Genomic DNA, 22,750 nt, shown 5'->3' on the forward strand with positions numbered 1-22,750 from the left:
GCTCGACATACCGCGTGGGAGAATCTGCCCATGCTGCGTTGGTTGACCGCTGGGGAGTCGCACGGTCCTGCCCTGACCGCCGTGATCGAGGGTTTGCCCGCGGGGGTGAAGATCGAGCGCTCGGCCGTGGAAGGCGCTCTCGCACGGCGCCGGCTCGGCTATGGGCGGGGGGCCCGCATGTCGTTCGAGGCCGACCAGTTGCTGTTCCTGGGAGGTATGCGGCACGGCGTGAGTCTGGGGTCGCCCCTGGCGATGCAGATCCAGAACTCGGAGTGGTCCAAGTGGGAGGCGGTGATGAGTCCGGAGCCGGTCGCGGATGAGGCGCTGCACCGCGCCGATGACGTCGGGGCCCCGCAGGAGCTGGCCCGCAACAAGCCGTTGACCCGGCCGCGCCCCGGCCACGCCGACCTGGTGGGGATGACCAAGTACGGCTTCGACGAGGCACGACCCGTCCTGGAGCGGGCCTCCGCGAGAGAGACCGCTGCCCGCGTCGCGCTCGGAGCCGTAGCCGCCGCGTTCCTCGAGCAGAGTGTCGGCGTCCGTCTCGTCTCGCACACGGTGAGCATCGGCGCAGCCGGCTGGCCCGAGCTGGACGTGGACGCCCCGCTCCCGACCGGGCTGCCCACCGCCGAGGATGTGGATCGCGTCGACGCGGACCCGGTCCGCACCCTCGACGCCGAGCTCTCCACCGCGATGGTCGCCGAGGTTGACGCCGCGCGCGCGGACGGCGACACCCTGGGCGGGGTCGTCGAGGTGCTCGCCTACGGGCTGCCGCCGGGGCTCGGCTCGCACGTGCACTGGGACCGCCGACTCGACTCCCGCCTCGCTGGAGCCTTGATGAGCATTCAGGCGATCAAGGGCGTCGAGGTCGGTGAGGGCTTCCGGACCGCCGCGCGTCGGGGCAGTGCGGCGCATGATGAGCTGGTGTCCGACGAGCAGGGCCTGGTGCGCCGCACGACGCTGCGTAGCGGCGGCACGGAGGGGGGCATGAGCACCGGGGAAGTGCTGCGCGTCCGCGCAGCGATGAAGCCGATCTCGACGGTGCCCCGTGCGCTGCGCACCATCGATACCGTCACGGGGGAGGCCACGACCGCGATCCACCAGCGCTCCGACGTCTGTGCTGTCCCGGCCGCTGGCGTGGTCGCCGAGGCGATGGTGGCGCTGGTCCTCGCGGACGCCGTCCTGGAAAAGTTCGGGGGAGACTCCGTGGCGGAGACCGCGCGCAACCACGCGGCCTACCTCGCGAGCGTCGGGCAGCACCTTCGCACGCCAGCGACCCACGGTGACCAGGCATGAACGCGATCGTCCTGATCGGGCCCCCAGGGTCTGGCAAGACCACGGTCGGGGCTCTCCTGGCGCGGCGCCTCGGGGTCGACCATCTCGACATCGATGCCGTCATCGAGTCCCGTACCGGCCGCACGATCCCCGACATCTTCGTCCAGGACGGTGAAGTCGCCTTCCGGGCGCTGGAGCGCGAGGAGACCCTGCGTGCCCTGGGCGCCGCCGGGGGAGTCCTTTCCCTCGGTGGAGGCGCCGTGATGCAGGAGGAGATCGCGCAAGCGCTGCGTGGCGGAGATGACCGCGTGGTCTTCCTAGACGTCTCGATCGCCGACGCCTCCAGGCGCGTCGGCTTCGACGCCTCCAGGCCGCTCCTGCTGGTCAACCCGCGTGCGAGCTGGACCCGGCTGATGAACGCCCGCCGCCCGACCTATGAGGGACTGTCCACCTTCGTGGTCGACACGGCAGGCCGCGCGCCCGATGAGATCGTCGATGACGTCATGGCAAGACTGGGGGAGGGAGCACTCTCATGAGGTCGGTGGGGCGCACCATCGTGGTGGGAGGACCGGCCGGGTATGACGTGCACGTGGGGCCAGGCGTCCTCGACCGGCTCAGGGAGCACGCCCGTGACGGGCGACGCGTGCTGGTGGTGCATCAGCCCGGTCGGGAAGGCCTGGCCAAAGAAGCGGCCGTTGTCCTGGCGGAGGAGGGTGCCCGGCCGATGGTGGTGCGGGTGCCGGACGCCGAGGCGGCCAAGACGGTGCACGTGCTCAACGCGTTGTGGGAGCGGCTCGGCGAGGAAGGTTTCACCCGCGACGACCTGATCCTCGGGATCGGTGGGGGAGCGACGACCGATCTGGCCGGCTTCCTCGCGGCAACCTGGCTGCGGGGGGTCGACTCGGTGATGATGCCGACCTCCTTGCTGGGCGTCGTCGACGCGGCCGTCGGTGGCAAGACCGGCATCAATACACCGCAGGGCAAGAATCTCGTGGGGGCTTTCTACCCCCCTCGCGTCGTCCTGTGCGACCCGGCCTGGTTGAGCTCGATGAGACGTCCTGACTATGTCTCCGGGCTAGCCGAAGTGATCAAGTGCGGCCTGATAGCCGATCCGGTGATCCTCGACCTGGTCGAGGCAGCTCCGATCGACGCCGGTGACCCGGTGGCCGATCCTGGGCTCGCCTCCGAGCTGATCGCGCGAGCCGTGCAGGTCAAGGCCGACGTCGTCACTGCTGATCTCAAAGAGGCCTCGCTGCGAGCGATCCTCAACTACGGCCACACCTTCGCGCACGCGATCGAGCAGGTCGAGGACTACACCTGGCGCCACGGTGATGCGGTCGCGGTCGGCATGGTCTTCGTGGCCGAGGTGGCACACCGCTGCGGCCTGATCGACCAGGCTCTGCTCGACCGGCACCGGTCCGTGCTGGCGTCCGTGGGTCTGCCGACGACCTACCGGCCAGACCGCTGGGACCAGCTGCGGGCCGCGATGGGCCGGGACAAGAAGGCGCGGGGCAGCGTGCTGCGCCTGGTGGTCCTGGACGGGTTGGCCAGCCCGACGTGGTTGGCCGAGCCGCAAGAGGAACTCCTGGAGGCTGCTTACTTCGCGCTGCGCTGAGCGGTCGGTGAGGGCTGCGCCGAGCCACCTCGCGGCGCTGGGGCCATCAACATCGCGATGCTGTCCTGCTGCTCGCGCGACGGCATACCCCACCCGCGCTCGTAGCCGAACGCCTCCCACAAAGGCGTGGCGTGCCGGTTGCCGAGCAGGATTTCGATGTGCTCGGTGGAGAGCAGGCCGGGGTGCACGACCCCACACGCCTCCGACAGCTTCACCATCTCCCGACGCCAGGCGTTGAGGTAGTTGGCGCAGCGCACTGACTTAGAGTCTGGGTCGAGGCCGCGGACAAGCCAGGGATTCTGGGTCGCGACACCTGTCGGGCAGCGGTCGGTATGGCAGCGTTGGGCCTGGATGCAGCCGATGGCGAGCATCGCCTCCCGTGCGACGTAGACCAGGTCGACGCCGAGCCCGAACGCGACGGCCGCGTTGCTCGGGATCCCGAGCTTTCCGGCCCCCATGAAGACGACCCGGTCGGTGATGCCGCGTTTGGCGAACTCGGAGTACACACGCGGAAAGGCGAGGCGGAAGGGCAGTGAGACGGAGTCGCTGAAGGTCAACGGTGCAGCACCGGTGCCGCCCTCGCCACCGTCGATGGAGATGTAGTCGACGCCACGGCCCGAGCTCGTCATCTGCTCAGCGAGCTCGACCCAGGACGCGGAGTCGCCGACCGCGGACTTGATCCCGACAGGCAGGCCGGTCTCCGAGGCGATGAGCTCGACGAAGTCCAGCATCGAGTCGACGTCGTTGAACTCGGCGTGACGGCTGGGCGAGATGCAGTCTCGGTCCTGCCGGATGCCGCGGATCTCGGCGATCTCATCGGAGATCTTGGCTTGGGGCAGCAGGCCGCCGAGTCCGGGTTTGGCTCCCTGAGACAGCTTGATCTCGATGGCTTTGACGGGAGCGGAGGCGACGAGGTCCTTGAGTCGGTGCAGGTCAAAACGGCCCTCCTCGTCCCGGCACCCGAAGTAGGCGGTGCCGATCTGGAAGATGAGCTCACCGCCGTGGCGGTGGTGGGTGGACAGGCCGCCTTCGCCGGTGTTGTGGAGCGCACCCGCCAGCTGCGCACCGCGGTTGAGCGCCTCGACAGCGGCGCTGGACAGCGAGCCGTAGCTCATCGCGGACACATTGATCAGGCTGTCGGGTCGGAAGGCATGCCGTCTGCCACGAGCGGCTCCCAGTACTTTTGCGCACGGGACGGGCAGGTCGTCGCGCTGGTGGGGGGCCTCGGTAGGCACCACTTCGGCGAAGGTGGCGTGCTTGAGGATCGCGTAGCCCTCGGCCCGCTCGACGTCGTTGTCGGTGCCGAACCCGAAGTAGGGGTTCTCCTGCTTGCTGCTGGCATAGACCCATCGGCGCTGGTCACGGCTGAACGGTCGCTCGGAGTCGTTGTCCGTCACGATGTACTGCCGCAGCTCGGGTCCGACCTGCTCCAGCAGATAACGCAGGTGACCGATCACCGGGAAGTTGCGCAGGACCGCGTGCTGCTTCTGAAGGAGGTCTCTGGCAGCCACGGCAGCCACGGCGACGGCGGGGACGGCAAGGGCTGCTTTCCACTTCATGAACCCCACCATGCCGCAGCACGATGCGGTTGCGTGGGAAGTGCGACGGTAGACTCGTGCAGGTTTGCGGCCGCGCCTGCGCGCCCAACCCGCGAGTACGCCATACCTGAGACGAAACGAGAAGCAGTGGCAACGACGAACGACCTCAAGAACGGCCTGGTCCTCAACATGGACAACGGCCTGTGGCAGGTGCTGGAATTCCAGCACGTCAAGCCGGGCAAGGGGCCAGCCTTCGTGCGGACCAAGCTGAAGAATGTCACCTCGGGCAAGATCATTGACAAGACCTTCAACGCCGGCACCAAGGTCGAGACGGCCACCGTCGACCGGTCTGACTTCCAGTACCTCTACAACGACGGCACCGACTACATCTTCATGGACGAGAAGACCTACGAGCAGATCCCGGTGACGCCGGAGACGATGGGCGATGCGGCCAAGTATCTGCTGGAGAACGGTCGCGCCCTGATCGCGCAGCACGCTGGCCAGGTCCTCTATGTCGAGCTGCCCGCCTCGGTGGTCCTGGAGATCACCCACACGGAGCCTGGGCTGCAGGGTGACCGCTCCACCGGCGGGACCAAGCCGGCGACCCTGGAGACCGGTGCAGACATCCAGGTGCCGCTCTTCCTCGAGGCCGGGACCAAGGTCAAGGTCGACACCCGCGACGGCTCCTATCTTGGTCGCGTGAACTGACATGGCAGCACGCACCAAGGCGCGCAAGCGCGCCCTGGAGCTGCTGTTCGAGGCCGAGCAACGGGGAGTCAACGTGGGCTCCCTGCTGGAGGAGCGGATCGCCGTTCCGACGACCCAGCACCCGTTGCCGGCCTATGCCGTGGAGCTGGTCCGTGGGGTGCTCGAGCACTGGAGCGCCATCAACGAAACCCTGACAACCTACTCGCAGGGATGGTCGCTGGAGCGCATGGCAGCGGTCGACCGTGCCGCGCTCCGGATCGGGACCTGGGAGATCGTCTGGAACGACGACGTCCCCGACGTGGTGGCGATCTCCGAGGCGGTCTCGCTGGTCCAGGCGATGTCGACGGACGACTCACCAAAATTCGTCAATGGTCTCCTCGCGCGGGTTGTCGACATCAAACCGACCCTGGCCTGACCCGCCCAGGAGATCTCGGGACTCCCGGCGGGGAGTATGGTGAGGACACCGAGTGCAATTCCTTTAACCACCGTCCTGCGAGGCGGGGAAGGAGAGGGCGATGAGTCCTGCCCAAGACACGGCGCTACCGGGACCGGGGTCCCGTGAGGAGGCGTCGCCGGGCGGATCGGCAGTTGCCGTCCCGCAGGGACGGGAGGTCCTGACCGGTGCTGACATCAACCGAGCGGTGCGGCGGATCGCCCACGAGATCCTCGAGGCCAACAAGGGGGCAGAGGGACTCGTTCTTCTCGGCATCCCGACGCGTGGGGCGCACCTTGGCAGGCGTCTGGCGACGGCGCTGCAGGAGGTCGAAGGCACACAGATCCCGGTCGGGACGCTCGACATCACGATGTATCGCGACGATCTGCGCCGTCAGCCCACCCGTGCCATGGAGACCACCCGCCTTCCTGAGGGCGGGATCGACGGCCAATCGGTGGTCCTGGTCGACGACGTCCTCTACTCCGGCCGCACGGTGCGCGCCGCCCTCGACTCGATCGCTGACCTGGGTCGCCCGCGCGTGGTTCGGCTCGCGGTCCTGGTCGACCGCGGCCATCGCGAGCTGCCGATCCGTGCGGACTATGTCGGCAAGAACCTGCCGACCTCCCATGCTGAGCGCGTCATGGTGCGGCTGAAGGAAGCCGATGGCGCGGACGGTGTCTGGATCGCTGGACCGGCCCCCACGCCCACGGGAGTCACCCCATGAAGCACCTGCTCTCTATCGAGGACCTCTCCCGCGAGGAGATCGACTCCATCCTGGACACCGCGGTCTCGATGCAGGACGTCCAGCACCGTGACGTCAAGAAGCTTCCGACGCTGCGTGGCCGGACCATCATCAACTTCTTCTTCGAGGACTCCACCCGCACTCGCAGCAGTTTCGAGCTGGCGGGCAAGTGGATGAGCGCGGACACGATCAACCTTTCCGGCAAGGGCAGCTCGCTGTCCAAGGGGGAGAGTCTGCGCGACACCGTGCTGACCGTGGACGCGATGGGCGTCGACCTGATCGTCATCCGCCACCCCGCCAGCGGTGCCCCGAAGCAGGTTGCGGAGTGGGTCAACTGCTCGATCGTCAACGCCGGTGACGGCACCCACGAGCACCCGTCCCAGGCGCTGCTGGATGCCTACACCCTCCGCCGCGAGTTCGGGGACCTGCAGGGTCGACATGTCGCCATCGTCGGAGATCTGACGCACTCCCGCGTGCTCCGCTCCAACCTGCTCTGCCTGCGCAAGCTGGGGGCCCGCATCACGCTCGTGGCGCCACCCACGCTCATGCCGAGCGGCATCGCCAGCTGGTCGGAGAGGGACGGCTTCGCGACCTCCCACGACCTCGACGCGGTGCTGCCCACGGTCGACGTGGTCATGATGCTGCGCGTGCAACGGGAGCGGATGGCCGGCGGCTACTTCCCGACGGCGCGGGAGTATGCCGTGACCTACGGCCTCTCACCACGGCGCCTCGATCTCCTCCCCGACCACGCCGTCATCACCCACCCAGGCCCGATGAACCGCGGCCTGGAGATCTCCGCGGACGCGGCCGACGCGGTGCGATCGCGCATCCTCGACCAGGTCTCTGCCGGCGTGGCGGTCCGGATGTCCATCCTCTATCACCTCCTCGCCGGGGAAGGCAGCGCCACATGAGCCAGACTCCCACCCAGCCCGACCTCCTCGTCGAGGGCGCTGACATCCTCGGCCAAGGAGTCGCGGACGTCCTCATCGTGGACGGCCACATCGCGGCCATCGGCCCCGATGCCGTGACGCAGGCACCGACGCGTCACCAGAAGGTGGAGGGCGACGGTCTGGTCCTGCTCCCGGGGTTCGTCGATCTCCATACCCACCTGCGCGAGCCCGGACGCGAGGACGCCGAGACCGTCTCCACTGGTTCACAGGCCGCCGCGGCCGGTGGCTTCACGGCCGTCTTCGCGATGGCCAACACGGACCCGACCACGGATAACGCAGAGGTCGCCGAACGCGTCCTCGACCTCGGTGTGCGGGCCGGGTATGTCGATGTCCACCCCGTCGGAGCCGTCACCAAAGGGCTGCGTGGGGAAGAGCTCGCCGAGCTCGGGCTGATGGCGCGCTCCCGCGCTCGGGTCCGCGTCTTCTCCGACGACGGCCGGTGCATCCACGACGCCCGGCTGATGCGGCGCGCGCTGGAGTATGTGCGGATCTTCGACGGTGTCATCTCTCAACACAGCCAGGATCCGCGCCTCGCAGACGGCACCGCCTGCTGTCACGAGGGCGAGCTGTCGGGCCGTCTCGGCCTGCCCGGCTGGCCCACCGTCGCCGAGGAAGTCATCGTCGCGCGCGACGTCATGCTGGCGCGTCACACGGGTTCACGTGTCCACGTGGCGCACGTCTCCACCGCGGGCAGCGTCGAGGTGATCCGCTGGGCCAAGGCGCAGGGCATCGACGTCACGGCCGAGGTCACGCCGCACCACCTGATGCTCACGCAGGACCTGCTGGCCGGCTACGACCCCGTCTACAAGGTGAACCCGCCGCTGCGGCCCACCGAGGACGCCCAGGTGCTGCAGGAGGCGCTGGCCGATGGGACCATCGACATCGTCGCGACCGACCATGCCCCCCACGTCCGCCAGGACAAGGAGCACGCATTCGTGGAGGCCGCCTTCGGCATGCTCGGCCTGGAGACCGCGCTCGCTGCGGTCGCCACCACCATGGTCAGTCCCGGGCGGATGAGCTGGGCTGACGTCGCGCGCACCATGTCGACGGCACCCGCACAGATCGCCCGGCTCACCACGCAGGGCCAGGGCATCACGATGGGCGCCCCGGCTAACCTCACGCTCGTCGACCCGACCCGACCCGTCACCGTCGATGCATCCCTGTCCAAGTCGATGTCCCGCAACAACCCCTGGCACGGGCGCCAGCTCACCGGGGCCGTCCACATGACCATCCTGCGGGGCCGCGTCACCGCCCGCGAGGGTCTGGTGTGGGGAGAGGAAGTGCCGTCATGAGCGAGTCACTCGACAGGAAGGCACCCGCCGTCGCGGTGCTCGTCCTGGAGGACGGCCGCACCTTCCGCGGCCAGTCTTACGGCGCGGTCGGCCAGACCGTCGGCGAGGCCGTCTTCGCCACCGCGATGACCGGCTACCAGGAAACCTTCACCGACCCCTCCTATCACCGTCAGGTCATCGTGATGACCGCGCCGCATATCGGCAACACGGGCGTCAACAGCGTCGACATGGAGAGCCAACGCTTCTGGGCGGCCGGGGTGGTCGTCCGCGATCCAGCGCTGCGCCCGTCCAACTGGCGCTCCCAGGGTGATCTGGGCGACGCCCTCGACGAGGCAGGTGTGGTCGGCATCAGCGGCATCGACACCCGCGCCCTGACCCGTCACCTGCGTGACCGCGGCGCCATGCGCGTCGGGATCTTCTCCGGTGCTGCTGCTACCGCGACCGAGCAGGAGTTGCTCGCCAGGGTCACCTCGGCGCCCCTGATGACCGGCGCCGCACTCGCCGCCGAGGTCTCCACCACCGAGGCGTATATCGTGTCGCCGCCCGAGGGGCAACCGGCCACGTTCCGGGTCGCTGCCCTGGATCTTGGGGTGAAAGGGATGACTCCGACGCTGTTGGCGGCTCGTGGGATCGAGGTGCACGTCCTCCCGTCCCACACCACCTTCGAGGCGATCCAGGCGCTCTCCCCGGACGGGGTCTTCTACTCCAACGGGCCGGGCGATCCGGCCAGCGCCGAGCACGAGGTGGACCTGCTCCGCCACGTCCTCGAGGCCCGGATCCCCTTCTTCGGCATCTGCTTCGGCAACCAGCTGCTCGGGCGCGCCCTCGGGCTGGACACCTACAAGCTGGTCTTCGGGCATCGCGGGATCAACCAGCCGGTGCTGGACCGCACGACCGGCAAGGTCGAGGTGACCAGCCACAACCATGGGTTCGCGATCGCCTGGCCCGATGGGACGCCCACCGATCAGGCCGTCGACACGCCATACGGTCGCGTTGCCTGCTCCCACGTCGCGCTCAACGACGACGTGGTCGAGGGCCTGGAGTGCCAGGATGTGCCCGCGTTCAGCGTGCAGTACCACCCCGAGGCAGCTGCGGGTCCGCACGACGCCGCCTACCTGTTCGACAGGTTCATCGACCGCCTCACCCAGTATCAGGACGAAAGGGGCACCCGTGCCCAAGCGTGACGACATCAAGAGCGTCCTCGTCATCGGCTCGGGGCCGATCGTCATCGGCCAGGCGGCCGAGTTCGACTACTCCGGCACCCAGGCCTGCCGGGTGCTCCGGGAGGAGGGCGTGCGCGTCATCCTGGTCAACTCCAACCCGGCCACGATCATGACCGACCCCGGGGTGGCCGACGCGACCTATATCGAGCCCATCACCCCGGAGATCGTCGAGGCCATCATCGCCAAGGAACGCCCGGACGCTGTCCTGGCCACCCTCGGTGGACAGACCGCGCTGAACACCGCGGTGGCGCTGCACGATGCGGGGGTCCTGGAACGCTACAACTGTCCGCTGATCGGCGCGGACGTCCGTGCGATCCAGCTCGGCGAGGACCGACAGCTCTTCAAGGGGGTGGTGGACAAGTGTGGTGCCGAGAGTGCGCGCTCGCTCATCTGCCACACGATGGAGGAAGTGCTGGCAGCGGCCGACGAACTCGGTTATCCGGTCGTGGTCCGCCCCTCTTTCACGATGGGTGGTCTCGGGTCCGGCTTCGGCTACGACGAGGACTCGCTGCGCAGGATCGCCGGTGCAGGTCTTCAGGACAGTCCGACCACCGAGGTGCTCCTGGAGGAGTCGATCATCGGCTGGAAGGAGTACGAGCTGGAGATCATGCGGGACCACGCCGACAACGTCGTGGTGGTGTGCTCGATCGAGAACCTGGACCCGATGGGCGTGCACACCGGCGACTCGATCACCGTGGCGCCCGCGATGACACTGACCGACCGTGAGTTTCAGCAGTTGCGCGACATCGGCATCGCGGTCATTCGCGAGGTAGGCGTGGAAACGGGCGGCTGCAACATCCAGTTTGCGGTCAACCCGGCGGACGGTCGGGTCATCGTCATCGAGATGAACCCGCGCGTCTCACGCTCCTCCGCCCTCGCCTCCAAGGCCACCGGCTTCCCGATCGCCAAGATCGCCGCCAAGATGGCGCTCGGCTACACCCTGGACGAGGTCCCCAACGACATCACCAGTCGGCTCAAGGTGCGCCCCAAGCCCGGGCACGCCGCCGAGGGCTTCTACTCCGCGGCCTTCGAGCCGACGCTCGACTACGTGGTAGTCAAGGTGCCTCGCTTCGCGTTCGAGAAGTTTCCGCTGGCGGACCCGACGTTGACCACCACGATGAAGTCGGTCGGTGAAGCGATGGCCCTGGGCCGCAACTTCACCGAGGCTCTGCAGAAGGCGTTGCGATCTGTCGAGCGCAGGCACAGCTCCTTCCACTGGCGGATCGAGGAGGAGCCGACGGCGGGCATGGCCAAGGCTCTGTTGGAGCAGGCCCGGACCCCGACCGACGGCCGCCTGGTGCTGGTGCAGCAGGCTCTGCGCGGTGGATGCTCGGTCGAAGAAGCGCACGAAGCCACCGGGATCGACCCGTGGTTCCTCGACCAGATCGAGCTCATCAACCAGATCGCCGGGCAACTGCGGGACCAGGCCCGCGCGGCCACCGGCGGCAGGCTGACCCCCGAGCTGCTGCGCCTGGCCAAGAGGCACGGCTTCTCCGACGCTCAGATCGCGGAGATCACAGGGCTCGTGGAGCCGGTCGTGCGAGGGGTGCGGCACGCGCTCGGCGTGCGCCCGGTCTACAAGACCGTCGACACCTGCGCGGGTGAGTTCGAAGCGCTGACGCCCTACCACTACTCCACCTACGACGAAGAGACCGAGGTCGCTCCGCGCGAGCGCCCGGCGGTCATCATCCTCGGCTCCGGACCCAACCGGATCGGCCAGGGCATCGAGTTCGACTACTCCTGCGTGCACGCCTCGATGGCCCTGCGCGACGCCGGGTTCGACACGGTGATGGTCAACTGCAACCCCGAGACGGTCTCCACCGACTACGACACCTCCAGCCGTCTCTACTTCGAGCCGCTCACCCTGGAGGACGTGCTCGAGGTGGTGTATGCCGAGCGGCAGGCCGGTCCACTGGCAGGGGTCATCGTGCAATTGGGCGGGCAGACGCCGCTGGGCCTGGCGGCGGCACTCAAGGCCGAGGGTGTGCCGATCGTGGGCACCTCGCCCGAAGCGATCGACCTGGCTGAGGACCGCGGCGCGTTCGGCCGCGTGCTGGACGAGGCGGGGCTGGTGGCTCCTCGTCACGGCACGGCCTACACGGTGGAGGAGGCCCTGGACGTCGCCCACGAGATCGGCTACCCGGTCCTGGTCCGACCCTCCTACGTGCTCGGCGGGCGGGGGATGGAGATCGTCTACGACGACGACACGCTCGCCGGCTACGTCGGCCGCGCGACCAAGAACGCCCCGGATCACCCCGTGCTCGTCGACCGGTTCCTGGACACCGCGGTCGAGATCGACGTGGACGCCCTGTATGACGGGACCGACCTTTATCTGGGCGGCATCATGGAGCACATCGAGGAGGCCGGGATCCACTCCGGAGACTCCTCCTGCGTCCTGCCGCCGTTCACCCTGGGCCGCAACGAGTTAGAGCAGGTGCGGGCCGCCACGCTCAAGCTCGCCGAGGCGATCGGCGTGCGGGGGGTGATGAACGTGCAGTTCGCGCTGGCCCAGGACGTCCTCTACGTCCTGGAGGCCAACCCCCGGGCCAGCCGGACCGTCCCGTTCGTCGCCAAGGCGACCGGAGTGCCGATCGCGCAGGCAGCCGCCAGAGTCATGCTCGGGACCTCGATCGCCGAGCTGCGTGAAGAAGGGATGTTGCCCGCACAGATCGACGGTGGGAGCATGCCCGCGGACGCGGCGTTCGCGGTCAAAGAGGCGATCCTGCCGTTCCGCCGGTTCCGGACCCAGACCGGTCAGGCCATCGACTCGATCCTGGGTCCGGAGATGCGTTCCACCGGTGAGGTGATGGGCATCGACGCCGGCTTCGGCGCCGCGTTCGCCAAGAGTCAGCTGCGCGCCGGCTCCAGCCTGCCCACAGGAGGCACGGTCTTCGTGTCGGTAGCCAACCGGGACAAGCGGTCCATGATCTTCCCGGTCAAGCGGCTAGTGGACCTCGGCTTCACTGTGGTGGCGACGGAAGGCACCGCAGATGTGCTGCACCGCAACGGCATCCGCGCAGAGGTGGTGCGCAAGCACAGCGCTGGTCGGGGACCCAATGGCGACCAGCCCACCATCATCGACCGGATCACCAGCGGTGAGATCGACATGGTCATCAACACCCCGTCCGGCCGGGACGCGCGGGTCGACGGCTACGCCATTCGGGCAGCCACGACCAGCCTCGACAAACCGATCATCACCACCGTGCAGCAGCTCTCCGTCGCAGTGCTCGGGATCGAGGCCTTGCAGGCCGGGCCCTTGCAGGTCGCCTCGCTCCAAGAGCACGCGGCGGCCCTTGATCTCTACGGGCGCGACGCCAGCGGCAGCCTCACCCGGTGAGCGGCCCAGCAGCGCACCTGGCGGCGGTCGAGGCCGTCGTCACCACAGTGCGTCCTGCTGGCAACCTTGACGTCGTGACCCTGTCCGTCCCCGACGACGACGCGTGGGAGCGGGGCCGCCCCGGCCAGCTCGTGGTGCTCCCGCGCGACCCTACCTTCGGACGAGTGCTGCCGGAGGTGCACTGGCTGGCCGGGTCCCACGTCGACCCCATCCACGGGGCCAGCATCGAGCTGATGCTGCCGTTAGAGCGGGCCACGGAGCCAGGAGAACGGATCCGCCTCCTCGGTCCGCTCGGGCGTGGGTTCGCCCCGCCCTCCCAGCAGGTGCCCGTGCTGTTGGTGGGGCACGAGGGTGGCGCTGTGCCCTTGCACTGGCTGGTAGAGATCCTGCGTGCTCGCGGCTGCACGGTCCACGTCCTGCTCGGCTCCTCCGACCCGCAACTTCACGTCGACCTCGTGCACCTGCGTCGTCATGCCCGGACCGTGGTCCTGACCCTGCCAGAGGACCTGAGCGCCTCGCTGGAGCGGATGCTGGACGACCCGGACATCGATCCTGCGGTGGTCTACGCAGGCGCACCGGTCACGATCCTGCGCGAGATCGCCAGGGCCGGCGTGGCGCGCGGACTGGCCGTGCGGGTGGCCGCCCTCGACCTCGACCAGCCGGTCGTGTGCGGCACTGGGCTGTGCGGTGCCTGCGACCTGGACGTCCACGACGGCCGTTCGAGCATGGTGCTCCGGGCGTGCCTGGAGGGACCGGTCATCCCCGGCGACTGGCTCCTCGGAAGTATGCCGTGAGCCTGACCGGGTCCCGACCGGCACCGCTGCCAGCCATCTGGCTCGCGCCGGGGGCCGTGACCGACCTTCCTGCGCTAGCCCGCTTCGGTGATCTGCATGGCGTGCCGCTGGTCGTGGGCCCGATCGAGGTAGGGGCCCAGCGCTCCAGGACCGGCCGGCCGATCGTGCATGGGCTCGGGGTCGGCGGGGTCGAGCACCAGGATGTCGAATCCGTCTCGCTCACCAGCGCGCAGGACGCGCTCCGCTGGATCTCCTCCCGGGGTCTGAGCGCCTGCCTGTCGATCCGCGGTGCCAGCACCGGGGACCTTGCCGCGGTCGTCGAGCATGCCCGGCGCAGTGTGGAGGCTGACGTGGTAACTGCGGTGGAGGTCGACCTGCGCACAGCGGACGACCAGGTGGTGCTCAAGAGCATGGCGCGGGTGCGGGAGGCGGCGCCGCGCGGGCAGCGACTCCTGGCACGTCTGGCAGTGCAGGGGGTGGATTCCGACCTCGTGGGCAGGGCCCGGGCAGCGGTCGCCGGCGGTGCGACCGCGATCGTCGTGTGCGGGCAGGTCCGGCTCGGGCCCGGACGATGGTGGTCGGGGCCTGCCACCGCTGCCCTGTGCCGGGCGGGCGTGCGCGCTCTCATGCAGGCCGAGTCAGAGCAACGCTGGCCCGGCGCGCCGCTGGTCGCCTCCGGTGGCGTGCACAGCCCCAGCTCGGCCGTCGCCGCAGTGCGGGACGGGGCCGCCGGCGTGCAGTTGGGGACCGCGCTCTGGGCCGACCCAGGCGTGCTCTGGACGATCCGCGACGCCGTGCGCGCCGAGCTGGCTCGCTGCACCAGCACCTACCCGCCCCTGCCCAGGAGGAACCCATGACCGCCCACTTCGGAGCCCGCCTCGTTGCCGCGATCCAGACCTACGGTCCGCTGTGCGTGGGGCTAGATCCGCACGCCCAGCTGTTGTCCGACTGGGGACTGCCCGACACCGCCGAGGGGGTGAGGACGTTCAGCCATACGGTCCTCGACGCCGTCACCGGATGGTGTGCCGCGGTCAAGCCCCAGGCCGCGTTCTACGAGCGTCACGGGTCTGCGGGGGTCGCGGTGATGGAGTCGGTCCTGGCCACGTGCCGGGAACGCGGCGTGCTCACCGTGCTCGACGTCAAGCGGGGAGACATCGGGTCGACGATGAGCGCCTACGCCGAGGCCTACCTCTGCGCTCGTAGCCCGTTGGCTGCCGACTCCATCACGCTGAGCCCCTACCTCGGTTACGGCTCGCTGCGGCCGGCCGTGGACCTGGCCCGGGCCTCGGGGCGGGGAGTCTGGATCCTTGGGCTGACTTCCAACCCGGAGGGTGCCGAGGTGCAACTGGTGGGGGAGCCGAGCGTCGCTGCCCGCGTGATCGACGCGGTCAGCAGGGACAACGCGGGGATGATGCCGTGCGGTGACGTGGGTCTCGTGGTGGGAGCTACCCTGCCCAGGATGCCGACCGAGCTCGGCATCGACCTGGCCGCGTCCGGGGCACCGATCCTGGCACCCGGGGTCGGGGCTCAGGGCGCCAGTCCCACCGACGTGGCACGACACTTCGCCGGCCTGACCGAGCGGGTGCTCGTGCCCCTCAGTCGAGGCGTGCTTCGGGCCGGTCCAGCTCCGAAGGCGTTGACGGCCAGCGCCCGGTGCTGGACCGAACAGCTGCGCTCCGCACTCCATCCGTGAGGGGAGAATGCGCAGTCGGTTGGCACGGGGCGGAGGAAGTCGCTAAGTTCGCCCCGTGGGTGCTCGACATCCACATCCAAGCAATCGAGGAGTGAGATCGTTGGCCCTTCCCCAGCTGACGCCGGAGCAACGAGCCGAAGCACTCGCCAAGGCGGCGGCTGCGCGCCGCGAACGAGCGGCCGTGAAGAACCGCCTGAAGAACGCCCAGGGTTCTTTGAAGGAAGTCGTCGACGAGGGTAAGCGTCACGACGTCATCGGCAAGATGAAGGTCTCGGCACTGCTGGAGTCCATGCCAAGCATCGGTCGGGTGCGTGCCCGTCAGATCATGGAGGAGATCGGTATCTCCGAGAGTCGTCGAGTTCGCGGGTTGGGGACCAACCAGATCGCGGCCTTGCTCGAGCGCTTCGGCGAGCACTGAACACCCAACCAGCGCCCGACCGCCCCGACGGACCGATAACCAGTCCGCGGCTGGTCGTCATGGCCGGTCCCACCGCCGTCGGCAAGGGGACGGTGGCCGCATACGTCCGGGAGCACTACCCCGAGGTGTGGCTGTCCGTCTCGGCGACCACGCGCACCCCTCGGCCCGGAGAAGTCGACGGCCTGCACTACCACTTCGTCGACGGTGTGGAGTTTGACCGTCTCGAGCGTCAAGGACAGCTCCTCGAGTCAGCCGTCGTCCACGGGAGCGCGCGCTACGGCACCCCCCGCGGTCCGGTCGAGGCCGCGCTCGCGCAGCGCCGGCCCGCGCTCCTGGAGATCGACCTGCAAGGCGCGCGTCAAGTGCGGGCTGCCATGCCGGACGCGTTGTTCGTCTTCCTCGCCCCGCCGTCGTGGGACGATCTGGTCCACCGGCTGGCTGGTCGGGGGACTGAAACGGCGCAAGAACGGGCCACCAGACTAGACACCGCACGAACCGAGCTCGCGGCCGCAGACGAGTTCGACGTGGTCATCATCAACGACGATGTCGTCAGGGCCACCGAGGAACTCGTATCATTGATGGTTGACCCCCACCCCGCAAAGGAATCGTGACTCACGTGACCGGCAGCATCCGCCACCCCGACGGCATCACCAACCCGCCGATCGACTCTCTCCTGCAGCGCGCAGACAGCAAGTACGCGCTGGTGATCTACGCCGCCAAGCGCGCGCGCCAGATCAACGCCTACTACGCCCAGCTCTCCGAGGGCCTGCTCGAGTACGTCGGCCCGCTCGTCGAGGCTGACGCCACCGACAAGCCGATGTCGATCGCGCTCAACGAGATCGACCAGGGCAAGCTGCACATCAGCCCGCCTGAGAACTGACTGACGGAGGACGAGCGGTCATGCGTGTCGTCCTGGGCGTGGCCGGCGGCATCGCCGCCTACAAGGCCGCGCTGGTGCTCCGCCTCCTCACCGAGGCTGGTCACCAGGTCACCGTCGTCCCGACCGAGGCGGCGCTGCACTTTGTCGGCGTCGCGACCTGGGAGGCACTCAGCGGAGCGCCGGTCTCGACCCAGGTGTGGGACGACATCCCGTCGGTGCGACACGTCCGGCTGGGCCAGGAGGCCGACCTCGTCCTGGTCGCGCCCGCGACCGCTGACCTGATGGCCCGCGCCGCTCACGGTCTGGCGGACGACCTGTTGACGACCACCCTGCTGGCCACCCATGCGCCGGTAGTGCTCGCGCCGGCAATGCACACGGAGATGTGGCTGCACCCGGCGACAGTCGCCAACGTGGCGCTGCTGCGCGAGCGGGGGGTCACCGTGATCGAGCCGGCTTGTGGCCGGCTGACCGGCACCGACTCCGGTCCCGGCCGGCTGCCCGAACCCGAGGCCATCGTTCATGAGGCGCTCACTGTCGCGGCTGGGGCTGCGGCTAGGGGGCCTGTCGACGCGTCCGGTCCACAGCCTGACCACCTTGACCTCGCTGGCCGGCACGTCGTGGTCTCCGCCGGTGGCACCCGGGAGCCGCTGGACCCGGTCCGCTTTCTCGGCAACCGCTCCTCCGGCAAGCAGGGGTATGCCGTGGCGCAGGAGGCTGCGCGTCGGGGTGCCCGAGTCACCCTGATCTGCGCCAACGTCGCCCTCCCGGTGCCCGCAGGATGTGACGTGGTCCCGGTCGAGTCCGCGCTGGACCTCCACCGGGAGATGAACGCGATAGTCGCCCGCGGAGGAGTCGACGTCATCGTGATGACAGCCGCGGTCGCCGACTTCAGGCCGGCACACTACGCCGAGCAGAAGATCAAGAAGACGCACGGCGAAGGCGACGAGAGCGCGCCCGTGGTAGAGCTCGTCCGCAACCCCGACATTCTTGCTGGACTGGTGCAGGACCGGGGAGTCGCTGGCACGCCCTACATCGTGGGATTTGCCGCCGAGACCGGGGATGAGACGGGCGACGTCCTGTCCCATGCGCGAGCCAAACTCACCCGCAAGGGATGCGACCTGCTCGTCGCCAACAAGGTGGGCATCTCGCAGACCTTCGGCCAAGACACGAGCACCGTGCACCTCCTGTGGCCCTACTCGGAGGAGACGCGCACGATCGGTCCCACGGACAAGAGCCGGATTGCCATCGCCATCTGGGACGCGGTCGTGGCCGACCTGCCCTGACCCGGGCAGGTCTGTCGGCCCGCTTGCGTAGACTGCCTGCGTCAGTCAGCAGCCGCTGCAACCCTCGAGGAGATCCATGGCCCGCCTGTTCACGTCCGAGTCCGTCACCGAGGGACACCCCGACAAGATCTGCGATCAGATCAGCGACGGCATCCTCGACGAGCTGCTCCGGCAGGACGCGCAGTCACGGGTGGCCGTGGAGACGATGGTCACGACGGGCCTCGTGCACGTGGCCGGCGAGGTGCGGACGGAGGGCTATGCCGATGTCGCGCGCATCGTCCGCCAGACGATCCTCGACATTGGTTATGACAACTCGCACAAAGGGTTCGACGGCCGGACCTGCGGTGTCCTGGTCTCGATCGGAGAGCAGTCTGCAGACATCGCGGTCGGGGTAGACACCGCGCTGGACTCCCGAGGAAACGCGATGGCTGACCCCTTCGACGTGCAAGGCGCCGGCGACCAAGGACTGATGTTCGGCTACGCCTGCCTCGACACTCCCGAGCTGATGCCCCTGCCGATCTACCTCGCGCACCGACTGGCCGAGCGGCTCGCGAGGGTGCGCCAGAGCGGGGAGCTGGACTATCTGCGACCCGACGGCAAGACCCAGGTCACGATCGCCTACGACGGGGACCGCGCCGTCCGGCTCGATACCGTCGTGCTCTCCACCCAGCACGATGCCAGCATCTCGTTGCCTGACCAGCTCACGCCAGACATCCGGGAGCGGGTCATCACCCCCGTGCTCCAGGAGGCGCAGGAGGCGGGGATCGAGCTCGCGACTGACGGCTACCGGATGCTCGTCAACCCGACCGGCATCTTCACTATCGGTGGGCCGATGGGCGACGCAGGCCTGACCGGCCGCAAGATCATCGTCGACACCTACGGCGGCATGGCGCGACACGGTGGCGGCGCCTTCTCCGGGAAGGACCCGTCCAAGGTGGACAGGTCGGCTGCCTATGCCCTGCGATGGGTCGCCAAGCACGTCGTGGCGGCCGGGCTCGCGCGACGCTGCGAGATCCAGGTTGCCTACGCCATCGGCACCGCCAAGCCGGTCGGACTTTACGTCGAGACGTTCGGCACCGAGAGTGTGCCGGTGGAGCGGATCCAGGACGCCATCACCAAGATCTTCGACCTGCGTCCGGCTGCCATCGTCGAGCAGCTCGACCTGCTCAGGCCGATCTACGCGCCGACGGCTGCCTACGGACACTTCGGTCGGACGAGCGCCGTCGGCGTGGACAACGCCTTCCCCTGGGAACGCTTGGACCGGGTCGAGGACCTGCGCTCTGCCGTCTAGTGCTCTGCCGGAGCGAGTCTGGTGAGGGAAAGGTGATGGTCCGGTGACTGAGCAGCTGGCGCTGGCCTCGCAGTCCGAGCCCCGTGGGTCCGTGAGAGTTGCCCGCCGCAACCCGGCCACGGACCGACCGGTCGCCGAGCACGACCCGATCGCCACCGTCCTGATCGACACGCCCTTGGCCCACCTGGACCGGCCCTTCGAGTATCTGGTGCCTGCCGAGCTCGACGCTGACGCGCAGCCTGGTGTCCGGGTCCGGGTCCGTTTCTCGGGCCGTGACCATCGTGGCTACCTGATCGAGCGCCGTGCCGACGCGGAGCACGAAGGTCGGCTGACGCCGCTGCGCACGGTCGTCAGCCCCGAGCGCGTGCTGACCCCTGACGTCCTCGCTGCTGCGCGCGCCGTTGCCGACCACTACGGAGGCACGGTGGCTGAGGTTCTGCGCCTCGCGGTGCCACCTCGGCACGCCAGAGCCGAGAAGTCCGCCGCAGCGCAAGGTCAGAAGGGCACCGAAGCCCCGCCACCGGAGCCGGGGGCATCGGCCGAGCCGGAGGAGCTGGACGACCGCGTCGCGTCGCTGGCCCCGTGGGCTGCCTATCCGGCTGGCGCTGCCCTGCTGCGTCGGATCGGGGCGGGTCAGGCGCCGGCGGCCTCCTGGGTGGCGCTGCCCAACCAGCCTGCTGACCGTGACTGGCCGGCGGCGGTGGCTGCCGTCGTCCTCGCCGCGCGTCGAGGAGGACGGGGCGCGGTCGTCGTGGTCCCCGACCACCGCGATGTCGATCGCCTCATCGTTGCGCTGAAGCCTGTGCTTGACGCTGACGACTGGGTCCGGTTGACCGCCGACCAGGGGCCGCAGGCGCGCTACACCGCCTACCTGCGGCTGCTACGTGGCCATGCCGGGGTGGCGGTCGGCACTCGGTCGGCGGCCTGGGCGCCCGTGCGGGATCCGGGCCTGTTTTTGTGCTGGGACGACGGCGACGACCTGCTGCGTGAGCCCCGCAGTCCCTACCCCCACGTGCGTGAGGTGCTACGGATCAGGTCACGAGCGGCTGGCGCCGCGCTCGTGCTGGGCGGTCTTGTCCGTAGCGTCGAGGTGCACGCGTGGGTCAGTGCCGGCGCAGTGGCCGAGGTCGGCGCACCCACCGCCACCGTCCGGGCCACGGTGCCCGCCGTCGTCGTGGCCGGAGAGGGGATGGCGGCCGCCCGTGACGCTGCCGCCCATACGGCCCGGATGCCCTCCGTCGCGTGGCGTGCGCTCAGCCTCGGTCTGCAGTCTGGCCCCGTCCTGGTGCAGGTGCCCCGACAAGGCTATGTGGTGTCCGTGACCTGTGCCGACTGCCGGACGCCCGTGCGCTGCCCCTCGTGCGAAGGGCCGGTGGGGATCTCCGCAGGCGGTCGCGCACCGTCGTGTCGCTGGTGCGGTGCCACGGCACCGGCGACAAGGGCGTGCCGGTCCTGTGGGTCGCCACGGGTGCGCGCCTCGGCGATCGGTGCGGCGCGCACCGCCGAGGAGCTGGGTCGGGCCTTCCCGGGCGTGCGCTTGGTCAGTAGCGGGGGGGCCCACGTGGTGCCGCAGGTGCCGGCCGAGGTGGCCCTCGTGGTCGCCACGCCGGGGGCCGAGCCGGTGGCCGTCGGTGGCTACCACGCTGTCGTCCTGCTCGATGGCTGGCGACTCCTGGACCGGGCCGCGCTTGACGCCTCTGCCGAGACACTTCGACGGTGGTGTGCGGCTGCGACGCTGATGAGGCCACGATCACCGACGCAGGAAGGCTCAGAAGCACGCGTGGCACCAGGCTCCGTGGTGCTGTGCGGAGTGCCGCCGCATGGGGGTGTGTCCGCGGTCGAGGCGCTCGTGCGGTGGGACCCGGTCGGACTGGCGGATCGGGAGTGGCGGGAGCGGGTCGAGCTCGGGCTCCCGCCGGCTGTGCGACACGCCCTCGTGCGCGGCCCCCTCACCGGTGTCGTGGATCTCGTCGCGATGCTGGTGAACGCGGGCCACGTGGCCCTCGGGCCAGCGATGGCAGACGGGCAGGGAGACGCCGCGGTAGTGGTGCGAGAAGGTGGAGGCGGGTCTCTGGCGGCGGCGGTGCGGGCGGCCAGAGCTACCCGGAGCGCACGCAAGGCCTCGGAGGTCGTGGTGGTCAGGCTGGATGTCGCTGACCTCGTGGATTGACGTGACGTCCGCCGTGTGGCCTGCTGCGAGGCTAAGTCTCAAAAGCGTAACGATCCAGTTACTGTGCGGCCACTTCAGTAGACCTGGGCCACACCGCATGCCTATGTTCTAGAGGCAACCCCCGGCTCGACGCACTGTGGGACTCGGCCAAGCGTGGCCGAACACCGGCGCGAGCTTTTCACTAGGAGGAACATTGAAGATCAGGCGAACGACTATGGCTGTCGTTGCGGCGGGTGCCCTCGTCCTGGCCGGCTGCACGTCGACCCCAGACGACACCGCATCCGACCCCAGCAGCGCCCCGGCAGGCAGCCCCACCGATGACGCGATGACCTCGGATGACGCGGGGGCCACCTCAGGCGGCGGCGCCACGGCAGCGGAGAGCACCGGCAAGGTCGACCTGGGTGACGTCACCCCCAAGGACGACACCGTCAGCTTCTCCAGCGGAAGCGAGCAGTACAACGCCTATAACGGCAACACTGCCGCCACCAACTCGACCTACAACTCCGTGGTCAACAACCAGCTGTTCGGCGGTTTCTGGTACTGGGGCACCGACGGCGCCATCTACCCCAACGAGTGGTTCGGAAGTTATAAGACCACCTCCGAGGACCCCCTGACCGTCGAGTACACCATCTCCGATGAGGCCATGTGGTCCGACGGCACCCCGATCACCGCCAACGACTTCCTGCTCGAGTGGGCCTCCTCCAACCCGGAGTCGCTGGGCGGCGCCGACAAGCTCGGCTTCGACCCCGTCTCCGTCGACTACGGCGAGTTCGTGCCCGACGGCCCGCAGGCTGAGGTCGACTCCAAGACCTTCACGCTGACCTACCCCGAGGCGTACCCCGACTGGGAGCTCATGGTCAGCGGTGCACTGCCCTCTCACATCGCGGAGAAGGCTGCCGGCCTGGAGAAGGGCGCGCTGGCCAAAGCGATCCTGGACAAGGACACCGACACGGTTGCGAAGGTCTCGAAGTTCTGGAACACCGGATGGTTGTTCAAGAACTACAAGGTCGAGGACGAGAGCCTGGTTCCCTCCTCCGGTCCCTACACCCTTGAGGGTTCGACGTGGAAGGCTGGGGAGTCCCTGGGCCTGGTCCCGAACGAGAAGTTC

General features: G+C 69.0%; 21 protein-coding genes. 20 read left to right on the forward strand and 1 reads right to left on the reverse strand.

Going from position 1 to position 22,750, the window contains the following annotated elements; all coding sequences use genetic code 11:
- Window positions 1–30: 30 nt before the first annotated feature.
- Genes aroC through aroB form a run of 3 tightly spaced genes read left to right on the forward strand, consistent with a single transcriptional unit; the run spans window position 31 to window position 2,890 of the window.
- The gene (gene aroC, locus Q4P07_RS04965; protein WP_303373791.1) at window positions 31–1,296 is read left to right on the forward strand and encodes a chorismate synthase; all 1,266 of its coding nucleotides are present in this window, start codon (window positions 31–33) and stop codon (window positions 1,294–1,296) included.
- Complete coding sequence (locus tag Q4P07_RS04970; protein WP_303373792.1) at window positions 1,293–1,811, forward strand: shikimate kinase; 519 nt, start codon at window positions 1,293–1,295, stop codon at window positions 1,809–1,811. Before aroC ends, Q4P07_RS04970 begins: the two co-directional genes overlap by 4 nt.
- The gene (aroB, locus tag Q4P07_RS04975; RefSeq protein ID WP_303373793.1) at window positions 1,808–2,890 is read left to right on the forward strand and encodes a 3-dehydroquinate synthase; all 1,083 of its coding nucleotides are present in this window, start codon (window positions 1,808–1,810) and stop codon (window positions 2,888–2,890) included. The genes Q4P07_RS04970 and aroB overlap by 4 nt, the downstream gene beginning before the upstream one ends.
- Here the strand turns inward: aroB and Q4P07_RS04980 are convergent.
- A complete protein-coding gene (locus Q4P07_RS04980; protein ID WP_303373794.1) occupies window positions 2,872–4,449 on the reverse strand; it encodes an FMN-binding glutamate synthase family protein in 1,578 nt (525 codons plus the stop codon). The genes aroB and Q4P07_RS04980 overlap by 19 nt on opposite strands.
- Window positions 4,450–4,575: 126 nt before the next feature.
- Here Q4P07_RS04980 and efp point away from each other — a divergent pair, with 126 nt between their 5' ends.
- The 17 genes from efp to Q4P07_RS05065 all read left to right on the forward strand — a co-directional run.
- Window positions 4,576–5,136, forward strand: a complete 561-nt coding sequence (gene efp / locus Q4P07_RS04985) for an elongation factor P (protein ID WP_303373795.1) — start codon at window positions 4,576–4,578, stop codon at window positions 5,134–5,136.
- A 1-nt stretch (window position 5,137) separates the two neighbouring features.
- Window positions 5,138–5,551, forward strand: a complete 414-nt coding sequence (gene nusB / locus Q4P07_RS04990; protein WP_303373796.1) for a transcription antitermination factor NusB — start codon at window positions 5,138–5,140, stop codon at window positions 5,549–5,551.
- A gap of 100 nt (window positions 5,552–5,651) precedes the next feature.
- On the forward strand, window positions 5,652–6,293 hold the full coding sequence (pyrR, locus tag Q4P07_RS04995) for a bifunctional pyr operon transcriptional regulator/uracil phosphoribosyltransferase PyrR (protein WP_303373797.1): 642 nt from the start codon (window positions 5,652–5,654) through the stop codon (window positions 6,291–6,293).
- The gene (locus Q4P07_RS05000; RefSeq protein ID WP_303373798.1) at window positions 6,290–7,222 is read left to right on the forward strand and encodes an aspartate carbamoyltransferase catalytic subunit; all 933 of its coding nucleotides are present in this window, start codon (window positions 6,290–6,292) and stop codon (window positions 7,220–7,222) included. Before pyrR ends, Q4P07_RS05000 begins: the two co-directional genes overlap by 4 nt.
- Complete coding sequence (locus Q4P07_RS05005; protein ID WP_303373799.1) at window positions 7,219–8,553, forward strand: dihydroorotase; 1,335 nt, start codon at window positions 7,219–7,221, stop codon at window positions 8,551–8,553. Before Q4P07_RS05000 ends, Q4P07_RS05005 begins: the two co-directional genes overlap by 4 nt.
- Window positions 8,550–9,737: a glutamine-hydrolyzing carbamoyl-phosphate synthase small subunit gene (gene carA / locus Q4P07_RS05010; protein WP_303373800.1), complete on the forward strand. Its 1,188-nt coding sequence runs from the start codon at window positions 8,550–8,552 to the stop codon at window positions 9,735–9,737. Before Q4P07_RS05005 ends, carA begins: the two co-directional genes overlap by 4 nt.
- Window positions 9,724–13,113 (forward strand): carbamoyl-phosphate synthase large subunit, encoded by a 3,390-nt coding sequence (gene carB, locus Q4P07_RS05015; RefSeq protein WP_303373801.1) that lies wholly within the window; start codon window positions 9,724–9,726, stop codon window positions 13,111–13,113. The genes carA and carB overlap by 14 nt, the downstream gene beginning before the upstream one ends.
- Window positions 13,110–13,907, forward strand: coding sequence for a hypothetical protein (locus Q4P07_RS05020; RefSeq protein ID WP_303373802.1), 798 nt, complete (start codon window positions 13,110–13,112; stop codon window positions 13,905–13,907). Before carB ends, Q4P07_RS05020 begins: the two co-directional genes overlap by 4 nt.
- Window positions 13,904–14,764: a hypothetical protein gene (locus Q4P07_RS05025; RefSeq protein ID WP_303373803.1), complete on the forward strand. Its 861-nt coding sequence runs from the start codon at window positions 13,904–13,906 to the stop codon at window positions 14,762–14,764. Before Q4P07_RS05020 ends, Q4P07_RS05025 begins: the two co-directional genes overlap by 4 nt.
- On the forward strand, window positions 14,761–15,600 hold the full coding sequence (pyrF, locus tag Q4P07_RS05030; protein WP_303373804.1) for an orotidine-5'-phosphate decarboxylase: 840 nt from the start codon (window positions 14,761–14,763) through the stop codon (window positions 15,598–15,600). The genes Q4P07_RS05025 and pyrF overlap by 4 nt, the downstream gene beginning before the upstream one ends.
- 100 nt (window positions 15,601–15,700) lie before the next feature.
- Window positions 15,701–16,018, forward strand: coding sequence for an integration host factor, actinobacterial type (gene mihF, locus Q4P07_RS05035; protein WP_303373805.1), 318 nt, complete (start codon window positions 15,701–15,703; stop codon window positions 16,016–16,018).
- 59 nt (window positions 16,019–16,077) lie between these two features.
- Window positions 16,078–16,629: a guanylate kinase gene (gene gmk / locus Q4P07_RS05040; protein WP_303373806.1), complete on the forward strand. Its 552-nt coding sequence runs from the start codon at window positions 16,078–16,080 to the stop codon at window positions 16,627–16,629.
- Between the two features lie 5 nt (window positions 16,630–16,634).
- Window positions 16,635–16,898: a DNA-directed RNA polymerase subunit omega gene (gene rpoZ, locus Q4P07_RS05045; RefSeq protein ID WP_303373807.1), complete on the forward strand. Its 264-nt coding sequence runs from the start codon at window positions 16,635–16,637 to the stop codon at window positions 16,896–16,898.
- A gap of 20 nt (window positions 16,899–16,918) precedes the next feature.
- Window positions 16,919–18,181 carry a bifunctional phosphopantothenoylcysteine decarboxylase/phosphopantothenate--cysteine ligase CoaBC gene (gene coaBC / locus Q4P07_RS05050; RefSeq protein WP_303373808.1) on the forward strand — a complete coding sequence of 421 codons (1,263 nt, stop codon included), beginning with the start codon at window positions 16,919–16,921 and terminating at the stop codon, window positions 18,179–18,181.
- Between the two features lie 76 nt (window positions 18,182–18,257).
- Entirely contained in the window at window positions 18,258–19,472 is a 1,215-nt protein-coding gene (metK, locus tag Q4P07_RS05055) for a methionine adenosyltransferase (protein ID WP_303373809.1), read from the forward strand.
- Window positions 19,473–19,515: 43 nt separating this feature from the next.
- Window positions 19,516–21,642 (forward strand): primosome assembly protein PriA, encoded by a 2,127-nt coding sequence (locus Q4P07_RS05060; protein ID WP_303373810.1) that lies wholly within the window; start codon window positions 19,516–19,518, stop codon window positions 21,640–21,642.
- A 214-nt stretch (window positions 21,643–21,856) separates the two neighbouring features.
- Window positions 21,857–22,750, forward strand: an 894-nt coding sequence (locus Q4P07_RS05065; RefSeq protein WP_303373811.1) for an ABC transporter substrate-binding protein, incomplete at its 3' end; no start/stop codon positions are given.

It is taken from the genome of Ornithinimicrobium sp. (genome assembly GCF_030537745.1).
Taxonomy (GTDB): Bacteria; Actinomycetota; Actinomycetes; order Actinomycetales; family Dermatophilaceae; genus Ornithinicoccus.